The organism is Roseimicrobium gellanilyticum, from assembly GCF_003315205.1.
Taxonomy (GTDB): Bacteria; Verrucomicrobiota; Verrucomicrobiia; order Verrucomicrobiales; family Verrucomicrobiaceae; genus Roseimicrobium; species Roseimicrobium gellanilyticum.
Map to the genome: position 1 here is coordinate 280906 of NZ_QNRR01000002.1, position 22612 is coordinate 303517.

19 protein-coding genes and 1 riboswitch are annotated in these 22612 nt (G+C 58.0%); of the genes, 11 read left to right on the top strand and 8 right to left on the bottom strand.

What is annotated here, in order from left to right; translation table 11 throughout:
- Window positions 1-104: 104 nt before the first annotated feature.
- Window positions 105-548, top strand: coding sequence for a hypothetical protein (locus tag DES53_RS06485; protein WP_147263252.1), 444 nt, complete (start codon window positions 105-107; stop codon window positions 546-548).
- Window positions 549-556: 8 nt separating this feature from the next.
- Here DES53_RS06485 and DES53_RS06490 read toward each other — a convergent pair whose 3' ends face one another.
- Both DES53_RS06490 and DES53_RS06495 read right to left on the bottom strand, forming a co-directional pair.
- A complete protein-coding gene (locus DES53_RS06490) occupies window positions 557-1516 on the bottom strand; it encodes a hypothetical protein (RefSeq protein WP_113957424.1) in 960 nt (319 codons plus the stop codon).
- 373 nt (window positions 1517-1889) lie between these two features.
- Window positions 1890-2597: a glycosyltransferase family 2 protein gene (locus tag DES53_RS06495; protein ID WP_113957425.1), complete on the bottom strand. Its 708-nt coding sequence runs from the start codon at window positions 2595-2597 to the stop codon at window positions 1890-1892.
- A gap of 309 nt (window positions 2598-2906) precedes the next feature.
- Window positions 2907-3016, top strand: a riboswitch (TPP riboswitch).
- A 207-nt stretch (window positions 3017-3223) separates the two neighbouring features.
- On the opposite strand from DES53_RS06495, the gene thiC reads away from it, so the two are divergent.
- The 3 genes from thiC to DES53_RS06510 all read left to right on the top strand — a co-directional run bounded on the left by thiC (window position 3224) and on the right by DES53_RS06510 (window position 7925).
- Window positions 3224-5197 carry a phosphomethylpyrimidine synthase ThiC gene (thiC, locus tag DES53_RS06500; protein WP_113957426.1) on the top strand — a complete coding sequence of 658 codons (1974 nt, stop codon included), beginning with the start codon at window positions 3224-3226 and terminating at the stop codon, window positions 5195-5197.
- A 252-nt stretch (window positions 5198-5449) separates the two neighbouring features.
- A complete protein-coding gene (locus DES53_RS06505; RefSeq protein ID WP_113957427.1) occupies window positions 5450-6685 on the top strand; it encodes a DUF4238 domain-containing protein in 1236 nt (411 codons plus the stop codon).
- Between the two features lie 76 nt (window positions 6686-6761).
- Window positions 6762-7925: a hypothetical protein gene (locus tag DES53_RS06510; RefSeq protein WP_113957428.1), complete on the top strand. Its 1164-nt coding sequence runs from the start codon at window positions 6762-6764 to the stop codon at window positions 7923-7925.
- Between the two features lie 89 nt (window positions 7926-8014).
- Here DES53_RS06510 and DES53_RS06515 read toward each other — a convergent pair whose 3' ends face one another.
- The 3 genes from DES53_RS06515 to DES53_RS06525 all read right to left on the bottom strand — a co-directional run bounded on the left by DES53_RS06515 (window position 8015) and on the right by DES53_RS06525 (window position 10193).
- The gene (locus DES53_RS06515) at window positions 8015-9049 is read right to left on the bottom strand and encodes a hypothetical protein (RefSeq protein ID WP_147263253.1); all 1035 of its coding nucleotides are present in this window, start codon (window positions 9047-9049) and stop codon (window positions 8015-8017) included.
- 55 nt (window positions 9050-9104) lie between these two features.
- On the bottom strand, window positions 9105-9776 hold the full coding sequence (locus DES53_RS06520) for a nucleotidyl cyclase domain-containing protein (RefSeq protein WP_113957430.1): 672 nt from the start codon (window positions 9774-9776) through the stop codon (window positions 9105-9107).
- A gap of 144 nt (window positions 9777-9920) precedes the next feature.
- A complete protein-coding gene (locus tag DES53_RS06525; RefSeq protein WP_170156904.1) occupies window positions 9921-10193 on the bottom strand; it encodes a hypothetical protein in 273 nt (90 codons plus the stop codon).
- Between the two features lie 302 nt (window positions 10194-10495).
- Here DES53_RS06525 and DES53_RS06530 point away from each other — a divergent pair, with 302 nt between their 5' ends.
- The 5 genes from DES53_RS06530 (at window position 10496) to DES53_RS06550 (ending at window position 17019) form a co-directional block, all read left to right on the top strand.
- On the top strand, window positions 10496-12271 hold the full coding sequence (locus DES53_RS06530; RefSeq protein ID WP_113957432.1) for a PQQ-binding-like beta-propeller repeat protein: 1776 nt from the start codon (window positions 10496-10498) through the stop codon (window positions 12269-12271).
- Window positions 12272-12364: 93 nt separating this feature from the next.
- Window positions 12365-13624 (top strand): RNA polymerase sigma factor, encoded by a 1260-nt coding sequence (locus tag DES53_RS06535; RefSeq protein WP_113957433.1) that lies wholly within the window; start codon window positions 12365-12367, stop codon window positions 13622-13624.
- 830 nt (window positions 13625-14454) lie between these two features.
- Window positions 14455-14868: a YciI family protein gene (locus DES53_RS06540; protein WP_113957434.1), complete on the top strand. Its 414-nt coding sequence runs from the start codon at window positions 14455-14457 to the stop codon at window positions 14866-14868.
- Window positions 14869-15146: 278 nt separating this feature from the next.
- Complete coding sequence (locus DES53_RS06545) at window positions 15147-15536, top strand: YciI family protein (RefSeq protein ID WP_113957435.1); 390 nt, start codon at window positions 15147-15149, stop codon at window positions 15534-15536.
- 157 nt (window positions 15537-15693) lie between these two features.
- Entirely contained in the window at window positions 15694-17019 is a 1326-nt protein-coding gene (locus tag DES53_RS06550) for a cell envelope integrity TolA family protein (protein WP_113957436.1), read from the top strand.
- A gap of 73 nt (window positions 17020-17092) precedes the next feature.
- Here the strand turns inward: DES53_RS06550 and DES53_RS06555 are convergent, their stop codons facing one another.
- Window positions 17093-17563, bottom strand: coding sequence for a hypothetical protein (locus DES53_RS06555; protein WP_113957437.1), 471 nt, complete (start codon window positions 17561-17563; stop codon window positions 17093-17095).
- A 72-nt stretch (window positions 17564-17635) separates the two neighbouring features.
- Window positions 17636-19300, bottom strand: coding sequence for a dienelactone hydrolase family protein (locus DES53_RS06560; RefSeq protein WP_113957438.1), 1665 nt, complete (start codon window positions 19298-19300; stop codon window positions 17636-17638).
- 245 nt (window positions 19301-19545) lie between these two features.
- Between DES53_RS06560 and DES53_RS06565 the strand changes: the two genes are divergently transcribed.
- Both DES53_RS06565 and DES53_RS06570 read left to right on the top strand, forming a co-directional pair.
- Window positions 19546-20811, top strand: coding sequence for a polysaccharide lyase 6 family protein (locus tag DES53_RS06565; RefSeq protein WP_170156905.1), 1266 nt, complete (start codon window positions 19546-19548; stop codon window positions 20809-20811).
- Window positions 20812-21039: 228 nt separating this feature from the next.
- The gene (locus DES53_RS06570) at window positions 21040-21636 is read left to right on the top strand and encodes a hypothetical protein (RefSeq protein WP_113957440.1); all 597 of its coding nucleotides are present in this window, start codon (window positions 21040-21042) and stop codon (window positions 21634-21636) included.
- Window positions 21637-21679: 43 nt separating this feature from the next.
- Here DES53_RS06570 and DES53_RS06575 read toward each other — a convergent pair whose 3' ends face one another.
- Complete coding sequence (locus tag DES53_RS06575) at window positions 21680-22546, bottom strand: DUF4159 domain-containing protein (protein ID WP_113957441.1); 867 nt, start codon at window positions 22544-22546, stop codon at window positions 21680-21682.
- Window positions 22547-22612: the final 66 nt, after the last annotated feature.

Consider the following 22612-nt stretch of genomic DNA (forward strand, 5'->3'; position numbering starts at 1 on the left):
ACGAATGCGGAGCGCCCAACAGGGCCGGAGGGTTGAATGCCGCTCATTTTATGCTCATCCACTTTCCGTCGAATAAACCCCGAGGCACCTCCGTCCATGGCGGCATGAAAGCGCAACCTGCTTCACAACCTCGCTCCTCCCGCCGTTCCTTCCTGCTGTGCCTGTCCCTTCTTGCGACAGGCTTTTTCATCTTCGCCAGCTCCGCCCGGGCTGAAGACTATGTCACCCTGGTCTATCCCTCCGCCTCCACGGAGGTGCGTGTGGCCGAGGGCGAGGTCATTGAGATTGTCACGCTGCACTACGATACCGGCTTCGGCGATCAAACTCCCCAGGCCAGTGACAAGATCCCCTGCATGCGTGTGGTGCGTGGCTATGCGAATGCGCTCTTCGACGTGCCCGTGATGATCAAACACCAGGCCAACGGCGGTCGTTTCCTGATAGCCGGTCCGGCGCTCGTCTCCTTCCTGGATGTGGCCAAGCCGGCCACGCTATTGGTTACCTATCGCAGCTTCAGCTGCCACGGCGGGGATCACGACCACGCGCACTGAGGCTTCGCTCAGGCCTCCTCCCGCTCGCGCGCAGGCCACACGGGCTTGCGGTTCTCCAGGCATTCATTCAGCCAGCGCAGCATGCGGGAGAGGGAATCGTGCTTTTTCTTCAGCGTGGAAAGGTGCTGCCAGTCCAGATGCGACCGGTGCGTCCCAATCGAAATGCGCTGGGGCTTCAGCAGGGTCTGGAGGGATTCGAATTCCGCCGCGCTCATCTTCCGGATGTCATCCGGCAGGGGGAGCTCATCCAGCAGGTCAAGGTCGAGACCGAGGCTGGTGATGCCAATGCCATGCTGGTGGCCCAGGGTGCGCAGCGTCTCCACCAGCGCCTCGTCACTCACGCGCTCCGCGATGAGGATTTCACCCTGGTTCGCCCAGCGGGTGGCGCTCAGCGTCTTGAAGAAATCCTCATTGCACGAGTCCAGCGTGATGCTGAGCTTCAACTGCGCCGCGGTGAGTTCCACCGTGGAGACGCCGAGGTGGCGTTTCAGATTCAGCATGGTCTCATCCAGCCGGGGAGCGTCATCGTTGTCCGCCTCGAAATCCCAGTCCGTGATCACCATGTCTGGCAGTTCCCAGTGGCCGCCGGGCGTCTGCATGAGGGCGAAGGGGTAGCGACCGCCGTGCACGCAGTGCCGCTCCACCACACTGCGGAAGCGCGCATAGCGCAGCGTAGCCAGGTCCACCGGCGACGCGTCCGCGCCGAAGATGCCCAGATGCATCGCTTCATTCCGCGATTCGCTCTTGTTCAGCCGCAGGTAGTAGCCCTGGCCCTGATCCACCTTCGCAATGGGCGAGGACGGATCGTAGGAGAGGATGGAGAAATGGTAGCGCAGTGTCGCGTCGCTGTAGTCATCCGGCAGCTTGTGCCGCACCAGGCGAATGAGTTCAGTGCCCTTGATCGCCTCCACCGGGCTGGCGGGAAGTATCTGTGGGAGGATGTCGCGCAACTGTTCGCGAAGACTCATGTGTGGTGTCGTTGGCGTGCGAGCATGATGAATGCGCGCAGGGAGTCAAGAAAGATATGCAATCCCATGGCACACAACAAGAAGACAGTCAGCGAATGCGAAAGAATTTAACGCGGTTTGTGAGATTCTTCGCGCGATCTCCGGCGTTTCAGTTCAACGCAGAGCAGCCAAGCAGCGGAGAATGAGGATGGAGGTTAGGCCTTCCGGCCTGACAGCGGTCGTTAGGCTTTCCAGCCTGACCAAAACTCAGCCTCACCACACCACCTCGCGTCCCGCACCAACCGCCTCCCTCCCTCAAACCTCTGCGTTCTCTGCGTTCTTTTGCGGCCATTCCTCAAGACCGCCGCCATCTCCCAGCGCTCCACTCCACCACCTACTTCTCCTCGTTAAACTCCACCCTGACCCGCCGGCTCAGCAGCCAGCTCACGCCAAACATATCCTTCGTCGCCCGCAGTGCGCGGCTCCAGAAGGTGTACTTGCTCACGCCATGGATGCGCGGGCGATGATTCACCGGCACCTCCGTGATTCGAAACCCTGAATGCCGGATCAGCGCGGGAATGAACCGATGCATCCCGTTGAAGGGCAGCAGCGCACTGCGGCACTCCTTGCGCATCGCCTTCAGCGAGCAGCCCGTGTCCCGCACGCCATCGCCGATGAACCGGCTGCGCACCGCATTCGCGATGCGGCTCTGCACGCGCTTGAAGGCCGTGTCCTTCCGCTTCTTCCGGTAGCCGCACACAAAGTCGAATCCCTCATCCAGCTTTTTCACCAGCGAAGGAATGTCCGCCGGATCATTCTGCAGGTCGCCATCCAGCATCGCGATGATCTCGCCCTTCGCCGCCATGATGCCCGCATACATCGCCGCGCTCTGTCCCGAGTTCTTCGGGAAACGCAGCAGTCTCACGCGCGCATCCTTCTGCACCTTCGCCGCAGTCGCATCCGAGCTGCCGTCGTCCACGAAGATGAGTTCAAAGTCATGCCCCGCGAGCGCGGCCGTGAGCTGGCTCTGCATGTCGGGTACGTTTTCCTCCTCATTGTAGAGCGGCACAACGACGGAGAGCTGGGGTGAGGATTCGGGCATGGACGGGAATCATCATCCCTGAACCGTAGCGAGGCACAGGCAAGCGAAATTTGCGGAAGGCTGCGGTAGGGTTGATGGTCTGTGGTTGATGGTTGATAGCTTGAGGGGAGGCGGTTGCAGGTCTGCGGGCTGGCGGCATTGCAAGCAGCAAGGGAGCTTGCTGGCACACGCGTTTCATCTCGGCTGGCTACATGGCTTCCTGCCGTCTCAGCCAGCGTATCCCGAGCGGTCTCAGGCTATCAACTATCAACCTTAAACCATCGACCTGCCCCCGCTCTTGACTTCCCGCCCCAGATCCCCCACACTCCCAGCACATCGCAGGGGCGCTGGCGCAGGCTGGCTGAGATTCCGCACACCGCGGGGAACCCTTTGGACCTGATGCGGGTAATGCCGCCGCAGGGAGCAAAGCCGAGCCTTCCGGGGAATCTCATCCAACACCGCATCACAGCCATGCCGCCCCACCGCGCATGGCTTTTTCATTTCCAACACCTTTTGATAGCCCTGAGCCCCCGCATTCCAAACAACTGCTCAACCACCGCTCAGCAATCGCTCACCCATCGCGAACTTCCCCGCCAGCTCACCCGGCTCAGGCTATCAACCATCAACTCTCAACTATCGACCATTCAATGATCGCCTCCCCTGACTCCTTCGAACCGCACAGCAGCGAGCAACTCCCCGCCAGCACCCGCGTCTACGTCGAAGGCCAGCTCCACCCGGACATCCGCGTCCCCATGCGCGAAATCACCGTCTCCCCGACCAAGGCCTACAATGGCACCGTCTCCGAGAACGCCCCCGTCCGCGTCTATGACTGCTCCGGCCCCTGGGGCGACCCCGCCTTCACCGGCTCCTCGGATGAGGGCCTGCCCGCCCTGCGCAGCGAGTGGATCACCAAGCGCGGCGACGTGGAAGAGTACGACGGCCGCGAGGTGAAGCCCCAGGACAACGGCTACCTCTCCGGAAAACACGCCGAATTCGCCAGCAAGGCTGAGCGCAACCGCCTCATCGAATTCCCCGGTCTCGAAGGCGAGCGCCGCAAGCCCCTCCGCGCCAGCAAGGGCCACCCCGTCACCCAGCTCTGGTACGCCCAGCAGGGCATCATCACCCCCGAGATGGAGTACATCGCCATCCGCGAAAACATGGGCCGCGCCAAAATCGCCGACCTCAGCCAGGACATCCTCCGCAACGACCTCACCAAGCAGCACGCTGGCAGCTCCGATCCCCGCGTCTCCGAGTCTCCCTACTCCCCGTCTGTCTTCCGCCGCTTCCCCCAGCGCATCCCCACCGAGATAACACCAGAATTCGTCCGCAGCGAGGTGGCCAGCGGCCGCGCCATCATCCCGGCCAATATCAATCACCCCGAGCTCGAGCCCATGATCATCGGGCGGAACTTCCTCGTGAAGATCAATGCCAACATCGGCAACTCCGCCGTCGCCTCCAGCATTGAGGAAGAAGTCGAAAAGATGCGCTGGGCCACCAAGTGGGGTGCCGATACCGTCATGGACCTCTCCACCGGGAAGAACATCCACGCCACGCGCGAGTGGATCCTGCGGAACTCACCCGTCCCCATCGGCACCGTCCCCATCTACCAGGCGCTCGAAAAGGTCAATGGCAAGGCCGAGGACCTCACCTGGGAGATCTTCCGCGACACCCTCATCGAGCAGGCCGAGCAGGGCGTCGACTACTTCACCATCCACGCCGGCGTCCTCCTCCGCTTCGTCCCCCTCACCGCCTCCCGCATGACCGGCATCGTCAGCCGCGGCGGCTCCATCATGGCCAAGTGGTGCCTCGCCCATCACAAGGAAAACTTCCTCTACACCCACTGGGATGACATCTGCGACATCATGGCCGCCTACGACGTCTCCTTCTCCATCGGCGACGGCCTCCGCCCCGGCTCCATCGCCGATGCCAATGACAAGGCCCAGTTCGGCGAACTCGAAGTCCAGGGCGAGCTCACCAAGCGCGCCTGGGCCAAAGGCGTCCAGGTCATGAATGAAGGCCCCGGCCACGTCCCCATGCACATGATCGAGGAAAACATGGCCAAGCAGCTCGAGTGGTGCCACGAGGCCCCCTTCTACACCCTCGGACCCCTCACCACGGACATCGCCCCCGGCTACGACCACATCACCAGCGGCATCGGCGCCGCCATGATTGGCTGGTACGGCTGCGCCATGCTCTGCTACGTCACGCCCAAGGAACACCTCGGCCTCCCCAACAAGAAGGACGTCAAGGACGGCGTCATCACCTACAAGATCGCCGCCCATGCCGCCGACCTCGCCAAAGGCCACCCCGGCGCCCAGTACCGCGACAACGCCCTGAGCAAAGCCCGCTTTGAATTCCGCTGGGAAGACCAGTTCAACCTCGGCCTCGACCCCACCACCGCCCGCGAGTTCCACGACGAAACCCTGCCTCAGGACGGCGCCAAAACCGCCCACTTCTGCTCCATGTGCGGCCCGCACTTCTGCAGCATGAAGATAACGGAGGATGTGCGCAAGTATGCCGCGGAGCAGGCCATCTCCGAAGAAGAAGCCCTGAAGAAGGGGATGGAGGAGAAGTCGAAGGAGTTTGTCGAACAAGGTGCCGAGGTGTACACGGCTGCTTAAGGAAGTAGTCCGCGAGTCCCTTCGCGGTCACCCCCGCACGTCCCACGATCCAACATCGCGCCTAACGCGAAACAATCTCACCGCCGTCTACCTTAGGTCTACGAATGGAACTGGTGACGAACGCCTTGGACTGCGGCAGCTTGCTGCCGCTTTCCTGAAGTGCAGCGTGCTGTACCCTGGCAACGAAAGCTAGTGGAAAAACTGCGCAAAGAGGTAGAATCTCAACCTGCCCTAAATTAGAGGGCGAGGTAAATGAGCCACAACTACGTCAGAAATCACTATGTGCCTGCTTGGTATCAGAGGAGGTTTCTAGATCCATCATCGAAAGATAAGGAGCTCTTTTATCTAGACCTTGCTCCATCTCGATTTGTAGACGGCCGGGGTAAGCCGCACATCAAACGTGCACTGAAGCGTCAAGGTCCGAAGAAGTGTTTCTTTGAAAGAGATTTATACACGATGAATCTTGGGCCTTTTCGATCGACAGATATCGAGGAAAATTTCTTCGGTGAAATTGACGACAAGGGAAGGGATGCTGTACATGCGCTTGAGGGATATGCGCCTGGATTTAAGGGTCAAGCTATAGCTTTTAGCGACCTCCTCCTGTACTTAAGCACGCAGAAACTGAGGACGCCCCGTGGATTGGGATGGCTTCGCGATCAAGTAGATGTCCATGATAGAACGCTACTGCTTTTGGAGATGATGGAACTCCGGCAGATGTTCTGCGCAACTTGGGCTGAGTGTATCTGGCAAATAGCCGACGCGCACGGTTCTCCTACGAAGTTCATCTTATCAGATCATCCCGTGGTCGCTTACAATCGCGAATGTCGACCACTTTCCCCGCACTGCCGCGGTTGTAACGAGCCGGACATCCGCATGAATGGAACCCACACAATCTTTCCGCTATCGTCTGAAAAGGTTCTCATTCTGACCAACACTTCCTGGGCACGAAACCCATACCAGTCCGCAACCCGTTTCCGGCCGAATCCCACTTACTTTCGAAATACTATCATTAAGGTGATGGGCATTCAGGTGGAAAGGCATATGGACGAACAAGAGGTACGAGAAATCAACTACATTATCAAACGCCGTGCGAAACGATACATCGCATCTTCGAGGGAAGAATGGCTCTACCCAGAAGCCCACATTTCGGTCGCCGAATGGACTCGCTTTGGTGGGGGATACCTTTGCATGCCAGACCCGAGATCAATGGATTTCGATTCTGGAATTTACATTGGGTACAAAGACGGTCGATCAGATGCTTTTGATCTCTACGGACGCAAGCCTTGGCAGCAAGGTTATTCTCAGGAGCGCAGCGATGCAGAGTGGCAGGCCTTCTTAAACTTCCAGGGTGAATTCGCGCGGCTAGTTGGCCCTCGTCGTAAGGGCAGGGCATTCCGATTCGGGGAACTTGATAAGGAAGTAGATGACGAAGATTTCCACAAGTATCATTTGAGGCTTGAGACTCGCCGAAGACGTTCCAAGCTGTAAACATACAGCGTTTGACTCTAACATAGTCTGTCTTGGGGTTTGCTTTCATTGACCAATTGACTTTCAGCTTTTCCACATGCCCTCTCCTCATGCGATCCAAGCCATCGAGCGACTCCGCGAGTCTTGGTTCATAAATTGGATGGTCCGCGGGTCGATTCATGACCCATCTATGGGAGGGCATGAGCATCATCCCAACTGGCGCCTATTTGGCGCGATGGAGAGGTATTTGAGTGTGCAACAGATCTGTCATGCGGGCGACACTCTCAATACTTACTGCGATTCCATGTTGGCAGAGATTCTCCATGCCGCTCCTGCGGAGTGGGAGAATGTAAAAAGGCTTCTAAAAGGAAAAAACTTGCTTGAGACAGTAGAGCGTCTGCGAAACCATAGGCAGTTGGGGGCGAGGGAAGCTATTCGAGATGGGATTGCGACCTATTGGAGTCCAGAGAGCGACATCGTTGTTATTCTCCGAAATAAGCTCGTTCATCAAGGAGGTCACGACAAAGAAAGGGAGGTGGAGAAGATGGTTGCTTCAAAGAACGGCCAAGCGTGTATAATTCAACCGGTCGATCTTCCTCCCGATGTAGTTCCCATTTCCTATAATGGGGATGAGCTCGTAGTTGATGCGCAGACAGGCGTTTGGGCATGTCGCCATATTCAGAACCACGTCCATTTGATGGATCAGGACTTATGTCACCGATTCTCATTGCCTACAAAGAGACATCGTTCTCGCCCTCTCAGCTTTACGGGATATGCATCTCAGAAAACTCTTCCTTTTCCGCCAGGAACCCCTCTTCCTACGGATGCTCCGCCAGAACGGCCAGGGGAGGTGCCTTCGACTCCTGAAATTGCCCCCGACTATTCAATGCTTATGGATGAAAAAGAAATTACCTGCGCCCAAACTCGCCTTCGATTCCGGAATGAGCTTGATCAAATTTTCCGAACATACTGTGACGAGTCTGGAGTGGCGATTGTCGGTATTGCCGGGGGAATGCCCGGGAGTTTGATGCCTCACACGATTCGCTGGCACGACCTGAGTCTGGTATATCACCTGCAGGAGCAAGACCGGTCGAGGGATAAGAGTTGTCGAGTGGAGGTCAGGATTCGTGAGAAGAACCTCGAGCCGTTCTTAACGATATTTGGTCACAATAGCCAGATGAGGGATTTTATGCTGCCCGCAGGTTTTGAGCAGGGGATTGAATATTTGAAAGAGTGTGTTGACCGTGCATTGCAAAGTTGAGTGATTAAGTGGTCGTAGTGATTTCTTCGATGTTCACCGGGAATGAACACCCCCCCTGTAATCGGACAGGGGGCAGAGCAATCCAGATTCTATTGACAGTGATTGGCCTCATTTAGCTTCGTGAGAAACTTCGCGACCTTTGAGTGGTCTCCGCATGTCAACACCCGCATGGGTTTGTAATAGCGTGGGGCTTCTCCTTGGCCATCACCAGCTATCATTAATCCATGTGCGTAAATTACAACACATGGTGCTACGTCAGCTTTCTTGAAAAGCGGACCGAGGATACTGTGTACATCACCACTTCCAAGAACATTGCTTAACACTTGACTGACTTCGTTCAATATCACTGCTGGGGCAGCATGGCTATCCCAGTAAAAGTTTTCGTTGGGCATGAAAAGTTTATCATGATTCAAAAGTGCCGATACATCAATAAACACTATTCCAAGGCCAGAACCGATACTTTTCTTCCCCAATGCCTTTCTCAGTTGTTTGATGGCATATTCAACATGCTGAATGAAGTTGCTCTTGTTTGTTGAACTGATTGATTTGCACGCTATGCCGTAGCGATTTTCACCTTCAACGACAATCAAATCAGGGTTGGGGTTGGTGTCGCTCGAATGTAAAGGGTCTTCCAAGATGACGTCGTCGAATTTGTTTAATGCTGCCAATGCTAGCATCAGCTCAATGGATTTCCTAGCTGCGTCGCGTTCCACTTCCTTGTTGATTTTAGTGTCATTCTTCTCCTTTGTTAACTGTTCATATGCAAATGCTGAATTGAACTGCAGCTTTTGATATGTAGCGTATATTCCAAAGCCACCTGTTCCAACTAACTTTAGGTGAGCTTTGATCTTCTTGAGCTTCTTCTTGTCTGTAATCTTGTTGATGTATCGGACCAGATCCATGGCTGACGCTACGTAATGGCAGCACTCTTTAAGTGTTTCTGAACCAAAGAATATTGGCAATATTCCGCGCTGAATGCTTGCGTAGGCTTTTACAGCTGCAAGCATTGAAACTACCTCAACATTGAAGGAGTCGTCTTGGTCGCACAAAAGGTGCCTGTAGTTATTCAAGCCTTCGATGATGTCGTTGATGTGAAGCTTTTCTGCGTCGACGTTGATTCTCATGGCTAATTGCAGCATTTCGTGGAAGTGATTCCGCGTTCTGATCTGAGTATTTTCACTATTTCGAGTCTGCGATGAACTTGTCGATGAACAGATGAATGCCAGGTTTGCATCCGTATAGCTCGATGGGGGTTGATAAACCACGAAGCCTATGTCTTCCCAAAGCTGAAAAATACTTGGAAACGGAATTCGACTGCACGCTACCAAGTGCTCTCAGAAATAGCACTCGAACTTTTTCCGTGCAGATAATGTGAAAGGTGTGATCTTTTGTCGCAGCCTCAACACGACTGGCCCAATTTAGAGCCGAGCCAATATATCCAACTTTTTCGCTTTCATCGACGTCTTTGTAAGTAAATGAAATAGCGCCGCCGTCGTGGAGTCCCATGCCCCAATCGATATCTTGTAGGGGATGGGTTGGGAATAGTTGTTCAAGCTTGGAGGTATACTCATCAAGCAATGGCTTTATGAATTGCCGGAATACACTTGCGAAACGAAGGGCTGCCAAAGAGCCCCTGTCAGTCTCAAATATGAGGATAAATCCGTCGCCCGTATGATTCATCCATGGCTTTTTTTTGAGTTTGCAAATCCGATTGCAAATTCCGCTCAGCTCAGAAGCCTTGTTCAAAAGTGATTGAATTAACTTTGTAAGTAAGCCAGCCTTGGCATGGTCGGCGAGAAATTGCCTGTGGCTGCTAAAGTTACGAATATCGAAAAATAGGATACCAGCCATAGAGCAATCGTTCAGGATTTTTCGCTACACAACCAATTACAACTGGATAGGACAGTCGTCAAATCTTGGCAAGACAACCCAAATCCCGATGCCCTCTCGTCGCGGCCAAACGGGAAAAGGCTCTCCCAGATTCCATGATTGAGGTTACTCACCCTTCGTTGGCTCCATCTCATCCGTTGGCTCTTCCGTTCCATGTCCGAGCCCCAGGCCAGCCATGCCGCCCATCCCCAAGCCTAGATCCATCGCGCCGCCGCCTCCGGTGCCACCACCTTCCTTTCCCTTGCCGCGCTCACGATCCTCTGATCTGCCGCTGCCACCTCCACCCGGCCTCGCCGGTCCCTGCATGGGAATTTCCAATCCGGTGGGGATGGGTTCCAGGTCCAGGGCCTGGCGGATGAAGTCACGCAACGAAAGCACCAGTGCACGCGTGTGCCCATGACGTCCGACGACCCGCTCCCGGGCCGCCTGGCGGCTAGCTCCACTTGGGCCTCCGTGCCGAGCAGGATGATGTCGGTAGGACGCAGCAGCGCCCTACCGGCGTCATGGGCTGGCGGGAGCGGTTCGACCCGCACTTCGGCTCGGCCTGCCAGCTCCGACCCCTCTTGACCGCGCACGGGCCCTTGCTCAGATAGAGACCGGCGCATTTCCGAACGAGATCAGCTCAGAACCACTTGGCCGCCTCTCTGCCACCCCCACCGCAACCCCAACCCCTTCTGGTGATGACTTCAGATGCCACGCCCAATCCAGCTTCGGTCCCTTCAGCACCTCAGGCGCACTACAAACCTTTGCGCGTCTGGCCGGCGCTGATCCTCGTGGTCGTCATCGTGCTGTGCCGCTACGTGCCCCCGTTCATCGAGGGGGCGAGCAGCCAGTATTGGTATGTGCCGGTCTTCTTCCCGTTGCTGGGCAGCGTCTTGATACTGATCTGGTGGCTGGCGGCGAGTCGTGCGAGATGGTTCGAGAGGCTCATCGGACTGTTCGGATTCCTCGTGGCTGGAGCGGTCATCGTCCTGCTGAGTCATCCCTCCATGCGAGGCATGATCAGCACGTATCTGACGGTGCCGCTCGGCATGGTCGGACTCGGAGTGGGCGCCCTTCTTTACCGCTCCAGGCCGCCGAAGCAACGCGTCACCGGCGTGCTTGCCTGTTCCGCACTCGCGATGTCGCTCACGCTGTTGTTGCAGAGCCTTGGCATCACGGGGGACTACGTGTTTGATTTCCATTCGCGCTGGTCTTCGGCCCCGGGCGCAGGCTCGTGGGTCGAAAACAAAGCGGACGCACCCAAGACGCCCGGCGCCGCCGCGGCCATCGATGCCGCCCTGGCCACCGCCGAGTGGCCGGGCTTCCGCGGCGCGGACCGCATGGGGCATGCGAAGGCGGCGAAGCTGGCGACGGACTGGAAGGCCAATCCACCCAAGCTACTCTGGAAAAAACCCGTGGGCGCAGGCTGGTCCTCCTTTGCCGTGGCGGGGCCGTATGCTTTCGCCGATGAACAACGCGGCCCGCACGAGGTGGTGGCCTGCTACGACCTCGCGACGGGCAACGAAGTCTGGACCCACCAGCGTGAAGCACGGTTCGACGAACCGATGGGTGGCCCCGGCCCGCGCGCCACACCGACGCTCGCCGATGGCGCTGTATTCACCGCAAGCGCCACGGGCGTGCTGCAGCGATTGAAGGCAGGCACGGGCGAGGTGGTCTGGCAACAGGACTTCAAGAAACTCTCCGGACGCGAGCCGCTCCCCATGTGGGGCTATTCGGCATCGCCCCTGGTGGTGAACTCCCTGGTCATCGTCTACGCGGGCGGGGCAGGGGACAAAGGCGTGATGGCATTCGACGCCGCGACGGGAGAAGCGCGCTGGTCCGTGGCTTGTGGTCCCGAGTCGTACAGCTCACCGCAACTCAGCAAGGTGCTCGGCGAAGACACCTTGCTCATGCTCACGAATGATGGACTGCTCCTGCTCGATCCCACCACCGGCAAAGTGCGGCTGAACTACGAGTGGAAGTTCAACGGCTACCGCGCCTTGCAACCGACGGTCGTGGGCGAGGATGTCATCCTGCTGCCCACGCCGATGTCGGAAGGAACCCGCGCCATTCGTGTCAGCAAGAAAGACGATCAACTCACGGCTGAAGAACTCTGGACCTCGAGGCACCTGAAGACCGACTTCGCCGAACTCATCGCGCACAAGGGCCATCTCTACGGTATCGATGGTTCCATGTTCAGCTGCATTGATCTCGAGACCGGCAAGCGCACGTGGAAGGATGGGCGCTACGGCAAGGGGCAGGCGGTGCTCCTGGAGACCACGGACCAGATCCTGATCGCTGCGGAAGATGGTCGCGTGGTGTTGCTGCAAGCCGATCCCACGGCTCACAAGGAACTCACCTCTTTCCAGGCCCTCAAAGGCAAGACCTGGAATCACCCCGTGGTCGTCGGCGACAAGCTGCTCGTGCGCAACGGCACCGAAGCCGCGTGCTATGCGTTGCCGCTTGCGCCGTGAGGGCGCTGTAGGACCGGGTATCGTCACGACCGCTGATGCCTGCAACAGATTTCGCATTGTGTTCCAGGCAAACTGGCCAGTACCCTTCCGCTCATGTCGGACATCGCCATCGAACACGTGCGGGGAACCTTGGACTCCCTCTACCGCACCGAATCCTCCCGCATCCTCGCCACCCTCATCCGCCTCCTCGGTGACTTCGACCTCGCGGAAGATGCCATGCATGACGCGTTCGCCACGGCGCTGGATCAATGGGCACGCCACGGCATCCCGGCCAATCCTCGCGCCTGGCTCATCTCCACGGGACGCTTCAAGGCCATCGATGCTCTCCGTCGCCGCGCCCGGTTCGATGCCTCCCAGGAAAAAATCGCCGCCACGCGCGAAGCGGATGCGGGCGACCCATCCGCTGCCATCGGAAGCGCGGAGGAGGGGAGTGTGGAAGACGACCGCCTGCGCCTCATCTTCACCTGCTGCCATCCCGCCCTCGCTCCCGAGGGACGCGTCGCCCTGACTCTGCGCGAGGTATGCGGGCTCACCACGGAAGAGATTGCCCGGGCCTTCCTCATCCCCGCTCCCACATTGGCCCAGCGCATCGTGCGGGCGAAAGGGAAGATCCGCGAGGCTCGCATTCCCTACCAGATACCGCAGGCAGAAGAACTACCAGGCCGCATCGAGACCGTACTGCAGGTCGTCTATCTCGTGTTCAACGAAGGCTACGCCGCCTCATCCGGCGCCTCCCTCACACGCGCAGATCTCTCAGGCGAAGCCATCCGCCTCGGACGCCTGCTGCTGGAACTCCTCCCAGAACCTGAGGTCATAGGCCTCCTCGCGCTGATGCTCCTGCAGGAGTCACGTCGCGCCGCCCGCACTTCGCCCACCGGTGAACTCATCCTTCTGGAAGATCAGGATCGCACGCAATGGAATCGCGCCCACATCACCGAAGGCATTGCTCTCGTGGAACGCGCCCTGACCTCGCGCCGATTCGGCCCCTACACACTCCAGGCCGCCATCGCCGCCGTGCATTCCGAAGCCACCGAAGCCTCCGCCACCGACTGGCCGCAAATCGTCGCTCTCTACACCGTCCTGTTGCGCGCCGCCCCATCACCCGTCGTGGAACTGAACCGCGCCGTCGCCGTGGCCATGCGCGATGGCCCCGAAGCCGGCCTCTCCCTCATCGATGCCATCCTCGCCCGCGGCGAACTCACCACCTACTATCTCGCCCACTCCGCCCGCGCCGACCTCTGCCGTCGCCTCGGCCGCACCACCGAAGCCCGCGCCTCCTACGAACGCGCCCTCACCCTCACCCAATCCGAGCCCGAACGCCGCTTCCTCGAAAACCGCCTGCAGGCAACGTAGAACGCTTCCCGAAGGCCCCCAAGAAAGTAGAAGGTCTCTCCAGAGGCCTTGCATTTCCTCACCTCCACACCGCCTCTACTTAAAAAAGAGACGGTAGGGATGCGCTCCTGCGCATCCGCAGATAGCGGGCGGAGGCGGTGGGAACATGCCACGTGACACGGCCATTGCATGCCGCACCTCCACACCACTTCGCCGCTAAAAAAAGAGCGGTAGGGATGCGTTCCTGCGCGTCCGTAGATCGCGGGCAGAGGCGGTGGGAAGATGCCACGTGGCACGGCCATTGCATGCCGCACCTCCACACCACTTCGCCGCTAAAAAAAGAGCGGTAGGGATGCGCTCCTGCGCGTCCGCAGATAACGGGCGGAGGCGGTGGGAAAATGCCACGTGGCACGGCCATTGCATGCCGTCACACATGCTCCTGCGCGTCAAACTAAGCAGCGCATCAAAACCAGCTCTGCAACTCGCTCCCGGAGGGAACACGGAACCCTAGCCGGTGGTGAAGGCCTGTAATCAGGCCGGGAACCACCGGATCTAAGACGTGAAAAAACGTCGCGTCCCGGAGGGTACGCCGGAAAATGCGCCGACGCCGCGGCACGAACAATCTCCACCCCCCAAAAAAACTGCTCCCCCCTGTCGATTTCCCCCGATCCCAATCGACCACTCAATGTGACGGCCAATCAACGACTCAAAATAACTCAAAAGGGGCAGCACTCACGAAACCCTACTTCTGTGTCTTTTGCGTTTTTTTGCGGCTAAAAATTCAGCAGAACGAAAGCGAGAGCGGCACCCCATCTCCCCCAAACCACAAACCCTACCCATCCACAAACGCCATGAGATTCCTGATGATGATGATCCCCCGTGGCTACCAACCTGACACCCCCGCCTCCGAAAAGCAGGAAGACGGCTACCAGCCCACCGCCGAGGAAATGACCCCCATGGGTAAATTCAACGACGACATGGAAGCCGCCGGCATCCTCCTCACCGTCGATGGCCTCCACCCACTCTCCCGGGGCGCCCGTGTGACCTTTCCCCAAGGCAACGCCACCGTCACCGACGGTCCCTTCATCGAAACCAAGGAAGTCATCGGCGGCTTTTGGATCATCCAGGTAAAATCCAAACAAGAAGCCATCGACTGGGCTCGCCGCTGTCCCGCCCTCAACGGCGATGTCATCGAACTCCGCGAAATCTGGGAGATGGAAGACCTCCCCGCCGAAGTGCAGAAAGCCGCTGTCCATCGCCAGTGACACCCCGCTACAGGCCCGTTGTCTCATTTCCCTCCTACAGATAAACACGCGACTCTCAGCGACTATTTTAACACTTGTTTAACAATCACATCGAAAATAAAATATGCACAACTCTCCGTGCCCTATGCAACGCTCCGCTGCCTCCCTCCCAGAAATCTGCAGTGAACCCCATCACCCGCTGCGCCTCAACGCCTTGCTAAAATGATAGTTCGTTTGGCCAAAATCTGACTTTTCCCAACTCACCATCATCCATCCCCACCACTAGGAAACCACCCACCATGAAATACATCTGCCTTGGCTACATTGAGTCCCACAAGTTTGAGAACATGTCCGAAAGCGAACGCAACGCGATGGTCGACGAATGCCTCGCCTACGATGATGTGCTGAAGAAGAACGGCCACTTCGTCGGCGGAGAAGGTCTACAGGGCCCCACCAGCGCCGCGACCCTACGCTGGCAGGATGGCCAGGTCGCCATCACGGATGGTCCCTATGCTGAAACGAAAGAACAGATCGGCGGCATCCTCATTCTCGAAGCCCGCGACTTGAATCACGCCATCCAGCTCATGTCCAAACACCCCGGCGTAAAAGCAGGTCCCTTCGAGATCCGCCCCGCCGCAGACATGAGCGACATGGTGCAGGAGAGTGAAGCAAGAAGGGGTGGGAAGTAAGCTGCGCTGAGAAGGTTGGAAGGCGCACGGAACCGAGTTCGCTGTCAAGCGCGAGCCCACGAAAATGCGCCTCATTTGATTGGGCTGCGGAAGGCACTTTACACGGGAGAAACTGTCTCCATTCATATTGCCTTTTTCGCCCAATCCCCACCTTCAAATGACCACGAAACTCGATCCAAAATTCACCACCCTGCTGACCGATGCCGCAGCCAAGCTGGAGTCGCTCGAACTGCTGCCCAAGGTGCTGGCAGAGACTGCCCCTGCGCTGAAGGAAACAGCCGATGCTCTTGCACAGCAATTGCGCGCCTTCGCCACCAGCCTGACTGAGGCTCAGGACGCGAAGACCACCGCGGACATTGCCGAGAAAGAAGCTGCCCAACGCGCCAAGGAAGAAGCCGCGGCCGAGAGAGCCCGATATCTTGCTGAGTTGCTGGCTGCCAAGGAACAAGCTGCCGCTGAGAAAGCCGCCGAGAAGGCGCGTCTGCAGGAGGAGAAGGAAGCTGCCAAACTGCAAGCTGCGGCAGAGAAAGAAGCCGCTCAGCGTGCGAAGGAACAAGCCGCTGCCGAGAAAGCCGCGGAGAAGGAGCGTCTCATTGCCGAGAAAGAGGCTGCCAAACAACAGGCTGCCGCAGAGAAAGAAGCAGCACAGCTCGCCAAGGAACAGGCGGCTGCAGAGAAGGCTGCCGAGGCCGCGCGTCTTGCCGCAGAAAAGGAAGCTGCCAGGCTCGCCAAAGAACAAGCCGCTGCCGAAGCTACGGCAGAGCGTGCTCGTCGCCTTGCTGAGTTGATGGCTGCCAAGGAACAGGCGGCTCAAGAGAAGGCTGCTGAGAAGGCCCGTCTCCAGGAGGAGAAAGAGGCTGCGCAGCGTGCGAAGGAACAGGCTGCTGCCGAAAAGGCTGCTGAGAAAGAACGCCTGCAGGCAGAGAAGGAAGCTGCGCGCATCGCGAAAGAGCAAGCCGATGCGGAGAAGGCTGCCGAGAAAGCACGTCTCCAGGCGGAGAAGGAGGCTGCCAAGCAAAAGGCTGCGGAGGAGAAGGAGGCTGCGCGCATCGCGAAGGAGCAAGCCGACGCAGAGAAGGCTGCTGAAAAAGCACGCCTGCAAGCAGAGAGAGAAGCCGCAAAACAAAAAGCTGCTGAAGAGAAGGAAGCCGCTCGTCTGGCTGCTGAAAAAGCAAAGGCGGAACGTGACGCTGCTCGCGAAACCGAGAAAGAACAAGCGCGGCGCGAAATCGAAGCAATGAAAGCCGCTACCGCCGCGATGCGTGCGAAGCAGGAAGCGGAACTGGAAGTGAAGCGCAAGGCCGAGGAAGAAGCCAAGGCCAAACGCGAAGCCGTTGCTGCAAAAGCACGTGCCGAGCAGGAGGCCAAGGACCGCGCTCGTCGTATGGCATCGATGGCAACCATGGCAGCAGACAAAGCGGCGATGAAGGAGGAGAAAAAGCAGGCGGAAGAGAAGCCTGCGGCTGCAACGCAGTCGGAGTAAAAGGGAGTGTTCTGGCACCCGTATCCGTTCCCGAGCTCAGCTTGGGAACGGTGTGGGGCTTTCAGCCGCTGCCTCAAAACAGCTCACCCGGACGTCGCACATCTCCCGGCTCGCTTGGCGGAGGAAGTGACGGGATGCTCGCGATGGTGCCATCAGAATTGAAGGTCCCAAACAGCGAGAATCGTTCGTCATCGAAATACTTCGTCTGTGCTTCAGTGGATGCGGTGGTGACCAGTTTCGCAAGACGATAGGCGTGCCCATTCTTCCCCCGTTGCGGAGGCTTCAGAACAAAGAATAGCCTTGCTCCAGGCGGTGCATTTCCCCAGCGAGTTTCTCCAGTGTGTTCGCCTCGGACTGCCACTGCGGCCACCTCATCGGTTTGGCAGAGATTGCTGCCGGGTTCGCTAAGCCACCATGGGAGTTTCTCAACTTGCGCGGATCCGGCCCACACGCCCTCCACCTTGGTGCCGTCCTCCAGTGTCAGCGCCATGGGCTTGCCAGGTTTCCATTCGTTGCCGTCATGTGTCCGGAAGAGATGAGGCATGCAAATTCAGTTAACCTCCTGGCTACAAAGATCTAGGACATTTTTTGAGGCTTCGTGCTCCAAGCCCACAGCCTATTGATGGCGTGGTTCCTCGCCACGGTGCTTGGGCACATCATTATCCTTTTGTGCGGGGAGCGGGCCGATATTCAGCGCTTCATCCGCGGGAACATTCGGCAGCGGCGGTACCGTCGCGGCTGGATAAAGCCCCATCCACCGGCCGAACCAGCCGGTAGTGACCATCTGCGCGGAGAAGGGATAGCTGTGGCCTCCGGGGAAGGAGAACCAACTGAAGCAGTCGCCAGCGTTCAGGCTATTGAGATACGAGTCGATGGCCTTCGGCGAGTATTCGTTGTTGTTCACGTAGTAGGCTTGCGTCTCGGCATAGCCGCGCCGTTCTTTTCTTGCTTGGAGTGGGCTCGGCAGGCCGGAGCCCTTCACGTCTTTCCACTCGGCATAGACCTTCATGGTCTCCATGCATTTGGGGAGGATGTCATGTTGCTTGAACTCGATCTCACTGGAAATGATCAAGAGTGGTCTGGGAGCGACCATCATCAACAGGCTCTCAAATCCCATGGGTAGTTCGAGGTCGCGGTTCTCGGGCAGAACGTATTTGTAGAACTTTGGCATCATGATGGCAGGGCCGCTGTTTTGCAGGAAGCCCCAGCGACGCAATGACTCTGCTCCGCTGGAGGGTGGCTCCGTGGCATCCCGGGTCCATGGTTCCCAGGTAGAAGGCTGGCGGCACCACTGGTTCGCCTTGGGCTTGCCTTTGTAACCCGGCGGATACTTCGGGCGGTCCCAATCCAGCACGCCGCCATTCGGCACAGCCGCAGCGATGCGCTGATCGAAGGCGGCAGCGAAGAGTGTGACGTGCCCGCCCCATGACCAGCCAGTGCAGCCGATGCCCTTGGGATTCACGTAGGGTAGCGATTGAAGATAGTCGACGGAGCGCATCACATCCCAGATCCATTTGCCCATGCATGACCACGCATTCTCCGCCATGGGGTCTGGGTACCGCTGCTTGTAGAATTGACGGGTATCCAGCGGTCGTTGTCCTGGCTCAATGCGCTCGCCGTCTCCGAGCATGTCGATGCTCAGAGTCACAAATCCCTGCTTTGCGAGAAGCAGCCCCGATGCGCGACCACCCGCGTACCAAGCATGCATGGCCTCCGCGTCATTCGGATCAGGCATACTGTTGTTATCATAGCGCGGGTCTTTGCCCGCCAAGTTGGGACGACCTACGAAGCCAAGCTTCGGATCCGAGGCGAAGCGTCCCGCCAAGCCGGCGGGGCTGCTTTTGCCTGAGCCGTACGTGGTGCTGTGCAGGCAGATCACCGCAGGGGTTTGCAGCCCGTGTTTCTCGTGGGCTTCCTTCGCGCTGGCCGGCACGAGGAGCCAGCCGTAGATCCAGATGTCTGACTGCGTGCCGCCGCTGGAGTCCGTCTCCGCACGAAACTTCACCTTGTACCGTGTGATGTCTCCCGCGCGCATGGGATACGTGGGATCATTTGAGGAAGTGGGCACCTTCTCGGTACTCAGGACTTGCACATCCAAGGGGGGCTTGCTGGTGGGGAAGGGACCCAGGATTTTCAGCCATTCCTTTTCCAGTTGCGCCCGTCTCACAGGCCATCTGGCTCCGGCGTCCACAGCAGGATTCGGCGGTGGCGGGGCGTCAGCTCGCAAGACGTTTGGCGAGCCTGCTGAAAGGGCGACAAGAAGGAGAAGGTTCCATTTCATGGGAGCGAAGCGTGGGAGGTCCTTGCTGCATGAACGGAGATTGGATGGCAGAAGTATCACTCCGTGCTGTGCCCACGTGCGGCTGCGCGGCAAAGTCGCAGACAGGGTTTCATTGTCGGTACGTTTCTTCAGAGAGAGGTTCTATGCGTTCCCGATTTCTTCCTTTTGGCTTTGCCTGCTTTTTGTGCCTCCTTTTTGGCGCCCATGTCCTGACGGATCATGCTCTTGCGGATGACACGCCGTCCTTGAGTACGCTTCTTCGGGACTTGAAGCAGGGCACGACTGTCGAAGTGCCGGATGGTACCTATACGACCAAGGGGTGCCGCACGCTTCAGGGGCTGCGTGGAACGAAGGAAAAGCCCATCGTCATCCGTGCCAAGAATCGTGGCAAGGTGGTGATTGTCGGCGAGTCCGGATTCATTCTCCGGGATTGCGAGTACGCAGTGATTGAAGGCTTCGTGTTTGAGAATGATGCGGATCAGCAGTGTGTGATGCTGGACAACTGCAAGTACACACGCGTGACTAGGAATGTCTTTCGTCCCAAGGAGCGTGCCAGGCCGAGGCATTGGGAGCACTGGGTGACCGTGGATGGCGCTCGCAGCGGATACAATCGCATCGATAGAAACCGGTTTGAGCGAAAGGTGAATCGGGGCAGTCCGCTCTTTGTTCGTGGGGATGACGCAGCGCTGGTGTGCTCCCAGCGTGACCGTATTGATCACAACCACTTCCGTGATGTGATCTACGCGGATCGTGAGAATGGCCATGAGACCATCCGCACCGGAGGCAATGATCTCGGTGCTTCAGGCCGGAGTTCGTTCACGACCATCGAACACAACCTGCTGGAGCGCTGTAGCGGTGAGGACGAGATCATCTCGATCAAATCCTCCGACAATATCATCCGTGACAACACACTCATCAACTGCCGCGGTGCCATCTGCATGCGCTTGGGGAATCGAAGCGTAGTGTCTGGCAACGTCATCGTCGCTACAGAGGATGCTCCAGGGGTCGGTGGCATCAAGCTTTTTGGCTTCGAGCACCAGGTAACGGGCAACTACTTCTCTGGACTCACCGGCACCAAGCATGAAGCGCCGTTTTCGCTCATCCCCGGCATGCATGACACGCCCACGACAGAGAACATCGGCAAGAAGTATGATGACATGACCGCCACCGCACCTACGCGCTGCACGATTTCAGGAAACACGTGGGTGGACTGCGCGCCGCTGCAGTTTGGCTACGAGAAGGAGGATAAGAAGTGGCCGCTGACTCCGAATGCCTGCGTCTTCACCGGAAATCACGTCATACGCACCAGGGCCAACCCCAAGCCGATGGTGAATCTCGGTGCCGTGCGAGATCTCCAGGCGAAGGACAACACGGCATACAGTGTGCAGGCTTCTCCGCAAGATGCGGCGTGGACATCATGGTTCGTGTGGGAAAGAGAGAAGCCGATTTTCAAAATGCCGGTGCAGCTGACGGAAGCGGACGTGGGGCCAGATGCAGCGGGGGATGATTAGAAAAACTCCGGAAAGGCCGGCAATCAGACGGCTCTGCTATTTGGCCTCCTTCTTAACAGACGCGGACGCGGCCAGGTGCACTGCGAACTTGGGAGAAGGCTTTCCTGAGCTCAGGGCTCCGTCCATCATGGTGGTTGCATTTTGCATGATGCCTCAAACATTCAGGTCCAAGTAATCATTTAGGACTTGTGAAGTGCTTGAACCCTGCTTCAGGGGCGGGGTAGCGCCATGAGCGAGCGCCAGCTTACAGCTCTCAAACGACCTCCACTTCCCACGGAGTACTTTTTCGAACGGTTTCCATGGAATAACCGGTGGATCCTTGTTGGCATCGCCCTGGTCGTTTCCTGTTTTGATTTCCTGGCGGGTCCGGTGGTCTTTTTTCCCATCCTGTTCTTGGTTCCCGTTTCACTCCTGGCATGGAACTGCGGCCTGCGCACGGGGCTGATCTTGGGAACAGTGCTGTGTGCGATTCGCTTCGGCATCCAGTATGCCGTCTGGGGGATTCCTTACACGTTGTCCGTCGCAGTCATCAATGCAGTGCTACGGCTTGCGGTGCTGTATGTGTTCACTTTCCTGTGCGCCAAGCTTGGCGGCACGTTGCGGGCTCTCCGCGCACGTGTCCGCACTCTGGAGGGCATCCTGCCCACGTGCTCATTCTGCAAAGATATCCGGGATGAGGAGGGGAACTGGCATCAGATCGAGGCTTACGTGACCTCGCACTCGGAAGCCCGCTTCAGCCATGGAGTGTGCCCGGACTGCGCAGAAAAGCATTATGGCGATGTCCTTGCCTTGAAGAGAAGCGGAGCCAAACAACCCAGGGCCTGAGTAGGAGACTGCGGTTCTCAAGCTGTCGCAGGAATCCGGAGGCCTAATGGGTCAGCACATAGAACACGATATTAAGCCCCAGGGGATAGGCGATCTTCTCTGATACCTCCGTGAAATAGTAGGGATCACTCTTCTCCCTTTCCCACCCATCTCCGAGATCATTGTTGAGGCAGACCAGCATGACCATGCGGCCCTGGTCATCATACACAGCGCGGAAGCGGGGAGTGTCAGCACCCTTGCGGATTTCATTGGTCATGCGTGTCCAACCCTGCTTGCGCATCTCGTCTACATACACGGAGCTGTGCGACTGGGGTGGCGCAGTCAGGTCGAATACGAGATGGAAGATGGGATGCCCGGGATCGAGCTCCACGTAGTCACGGTCAGGCCAGATCTTTTTGAATGAGGGAGCAAAGTCCTTCCAGTCCTCCTCACCCCAGAAGTCGTCGATCATGAGGAAGCCGCCATTGAGCATGTATTCGCGAAGGAGCTTCGCCTGCTCCTCGCTGATGTTCATATTCCCCGCCTCGCTCACATAAATGAAGGGATAGTGGCGAAGCTGCTCCGCATCGATGTCCACGATTGCGGGGTAGGGATTCACCTGGATGGAGGTGAGTTGGTGGAGGCGGTACGAGAAATTGAGTTCGGCCTCTGGGTAGTCCGCCGTCCACCGGCCGCGCTTGCGCACCGGATAACGCAGGCGGGCGAAGGTGAAGACATCATTGGGCAGCTCTGGATTCACAGTCCATATCGGCGCACCTTGATGCCGCCATCCTTTGAACTGGCGCGCGTCATGAGGGAAGACATGGGTATGCTCGGCGCCGAAGTTGCGCGGCACCGGTTCCTGCGAAGGCAGCGCCACGCAGGCGAGGAGCACGGGTACTGGGAGTGTCCACTTCCAAAGCGCGGTCATGGACAAAAACACTAAACGACTACTGCAAAAAACACCCGTTCTTTTTTCGTGGGCGAAACCACGCGG